Here is a 3,467-nt window from a genome sequence, read left to right as displayed (position 1 = left end):
CGGTTATTGGTGCCGGGCCCGCTGGTCTTGCTTGTGCAGATGTATTGGCACGTAATGGTGTCAAAGCCGTAGTTTACGACCGTTACCCGGAAATTGGCGGGCTGCTGACCTACGGCATTCCGCCATTTAAGCTGGATAAAGCGGTCATGACTTTGCGGCGTGAAATATTTACCGATATGGGCATTGAATTTAAGTTGCGTGTTGAAGTTGGTAAAGACATCAGCTTTGCCGAATTAGAAGCTAATTACGATGCGGTATTTCTGGCTCTGGGAACCTATAAAGCGCTGGATGGTAAATTAAAAGGTCTGGATGCAGAGGGCGTTTATCCGGCATTGCCATTTTTAATTGGCAACACCCAACGACTTATGGCTCATGAGCCTATGTCTCAGTATCCGCTTATTGATGTTAAGGACGAGACCGTGGTTGTACTTGGCGGTGGTGATACGGCCATGGACTGTGTCAGAACCTCGATTAGGCAGGGAGCCAAGTCGGTTGTTTGTGCGTATCGTCGCGACGAAGGCAACATGCCGGGCTCCCGGAAAGAAGTGCAGAACGCCCGGGAAGAGGGCGTATCTTTTGAATTTAATTTGCAACCACTGGAGGTAGTCACTGACGGTACAGGCAAAGTCAGCGGTGTGAAAATGGTGCACACGGAGCTCGGTCCGGCTGACGAAGATGGTCGGCGCAGGCCGCAGCCGGTGCCTGAGTCAGAGTTTCTGATGCCCGCCACAGCGGTGATTATTGCTTTTGGTTATCAGCCCAACCCACCAGAATGGTTACAACAACACAAAGTGGAACTGAGCGACTGGGGTACCGTGCTTGCCAGCGGCGATACTGAATTTGCTATGCAGACCAGTAATCCGAAGATCTTTGCTGGCGGTGATATGGTACGTGGCGCTGACTTAGTCGTGACCGCCATCGCTGAAGGGCGCAATGCAGCTGAGGGGATGCTCGATTACTTTGACAGCCAGTAAGCAGCGCTATTGACGCTGCCACTGTTTAATAACGGCTGCATAACCCTCGCGGAAGCTGGGGTATTGCAGTTGGTAGCCACTGTCTTTAAGGCCTTTATTCAGGCAGCGTTTGGAGCCTCTGGGCCCTACCTCAGTATCGATATTTCCCGGCAGCTCCAGACCGAGCTGCTGAGCAAGCCATTGGTAAACTTCATATTGCTTCACGGGCTCATCGTCATTGACTAAATAAACGGGAAGAGGGCGGATGACTTCTGTCAACAAGTGGACGATAAAGCCTGCGACATCGTCCTGGTGTATGCGGTTGGTCCAACTGTCGCGCAACTGGACTTTTCCCTGACTGAGCTGGCGCAGTAAAAAGTCACGACCTTCGCCGTAAATGCCGCTGCAACGAAGAATTGAAGTTGGGCCCGGCAACGCATGAATAAGTGACTCCGCCTGCAATAATGCCTTACCGGAAGCTGATGTAGGTTCAGTTGGACTGTTCTCATCTATCCACTCGCCTTCGCGTTGCGCATAAACACCTGTGCTGGAAACATAAATAATATTCGGCTGATGGGTTTGTTGTGATAATACTTGCTGCAGATGTCGGCAGGGGACGACATACCCCTGGTGATAGCTATCTTCTGCCCCTTTCGCCGGGGTCAGAGTAATCACGACGTTGTCCCATTTCTGCTTAAAGAGCTGATAAAGCTCTTGTTCGTTGCCGAGGTCAGCAGCTATTAAGTCAACACCCGGGCGCACGGGTTTATTGCCGAGTGTTCTGCAAACTCCGGTAACCTGGTTTTTAAATGCGCTAAGCCTTTGCGCGACGCGGTCTGCAATATCACCGTAACCAAGTAAAAGCGTTTGCATGAAGATCCTCTTAGCGTTAATGTAAATTAAATGTTGAACAAAATAATAACGATACTGACCAGCAGCTATTATGAGCAGTGACGCCCCAATAGAAACCTTAGTTGATGAGCTTAAAACAGATTACCATCGCTCTCAATTTGAGTCTCTGTTTAAACGCAAAACAGCGCACTTAAGCGGGCCAGAAAAGCTCAAGCTTCGCATGCAAATTACCGAACTGGCCAAACCCGCATTGGGCGTTGTTGATCTCCGCAAAAAAATTCCTGCGGAAGTTGAACCCTATACCTTTCAAGGCCGCACACATTACTTTGACTTAACCGCCAGAAAAATATTTGAAGAAGGCTTACGTGCGTATAAAGGGGTTTTTACCAATGACACCAAAGCAAAAATACTGGCGTTAAAAGCGCACCATCAAAAACTTGCTGAACATAAAGCTCAGGAGCAGGAAGAACAGGACAATGCGCTAGACAACTTTGTGGCTGGCTATGAATATAAGCGTAGTGAAGAACGAGTGAATCTGGTTACCGCAGTGAAAATGGAACTTGCTGACGGGCAAAGGTTAAATGCCATGACGGTGGATGTTTCACATTCAGGGGTACAGCTAAAACTTCCTTTTGAACAGCAGTTGACTGGATTAAAGCATGCTCGTGTAACTCTCTATTTTTGTGGCTTTTCAGATGATTTTACTTTTGATGCTAATACTGGCTACGAATACCGGGTTGTCGGCGTAAAAAATAGAGATACCTGTTTATATCTGCGTTTAAAGCGCTTTGATGAGTCGTCGGATGATGACCTCAGCCTGCTTCTGTCAGACATTGTGACCAAGTCCAGAAGGCGTTACAAAATTAATGTTGAACATGTCGCACAACAAGTCATTGCGCGGGGGCATGAGAATTACTGGTTTAATGCGATTCAGGCTTTGCCTATTCTTCTTAGCAACAACTCCAGTACCTTTGCGGTAATAAGAACAGCAGCAAACCAGACACTACTGAATAGCTGGCAACAGCATCAAGGGGACTTGCTTGCTGAGCTTCTTGAGCAGACGTGGGTGCAAACCAGCGTTTCAGAGTTAAGAGGCTCCCGAAAAGAAACCCGTCGGCAAGTGACATTTTTTCGTATTAGCTTGCCGGTGAATAAAGTCTGGCGCGAGTACTTACTTCCTCTACAGGCATTGCAAACAGATAAGTCTTTAATGGCCACCTTGAGTGCGCTACGGGCTGCTGGCTATGGTACGCGCTGTTACCAACTAACAATAACCCATAGTAACGAAAAGCAGCTTGTTTACGCAGAGCTAAATCCAATAAGGACACCGTTTTGGCAGAATAAAACGGATGAAAAGCCAGATTTATCCAGGTTGCAGGACTACCGCTCTAAAGGGGCGGAAAAATTAAATTTCAAGCTACTCAGTGATGAGTCCTCAGCAAAACATAAGATTTTTCCTCATGTATTGTCGAATGCGCTCTTTCTCTATAAACGAGGCGTTGAGTGGAAACCTGAGCTTGCCGGGCTAATGTCGTTAACAGAAGGCTTGCCCACATTGTTTAATGAGACTGAATTTTGGTTAGCTAATGGCGACCGGATTCTTGGTGGGCGACGGCTCAGCTCCCATATAAGGCAGAAGCTTCGTCAGTTATCGGATGGGAA

3 protein-coding genes are annotated in these 3,467 nt (G+C 47.9%); 2 read left to right on the top strand and 1 reads right to left on the bottom strand.

Annotation, left to right across the window (positions count from 1 at the left end; translation table 11 throughout):
• The coding region (locus tag B3180_RS09410) for an FAD-dependent oxidoreductase (protein ID WP_286844212.1) at positions 1–974 on the top strand (974 nt) is incomplete at its 5' end.
• Positions 975–980: 6 nt separating this feature from the next.
• Here B3180_RS09410 and B3180_RS09405 read toward each other — a convergent pair.
• Entirely contained in the window at positions 981–1,826 is an 846-nt protein-coding gene (locus tag B3180_RS09405; protein ID WP_273022328.1) for an SDR family oxidoreductase, read from the bottom strand.
• 70 nt (positions 1,827–1,896) lie between these two features.
• Between B3180_RS09405 and B3180_RS09400 the strand changes: the two genes are divergently transcribed.
• On the top strand, positions 1,897–3,467 hold a 1,571-nt coding region (locus tag B3180_RS09400), incomplete at its 3' end, for a PilZ domain-containing protein (RefSeq protein WP_286844209.1).

Origin of the sequence: Idiomarina sp. UBA4206 (assembly GCF_002383015.1) — a bacterium.
Taxonomy (GTDB): domain Bacteria; phylum Pseudomonadota; class Gammaproteobacteria; order Enterobacterales; family Alteromonadaceae; genus Idiomarina; species Idiomarina abyssalis.
This window is presented reverse-complemented; position numbering and strand designations above follow the sequence as displayed.

What these genes read in the sequence shown, in the direction of transcription:
- B3180_RS09405 (WP_273022328.1), bottom strand. Translation starts at nt 1,826, where the DNA reads ATGCAAACGCTTTTACTTGGTTACGGTGATATTGCAGACCGCGTCGCG.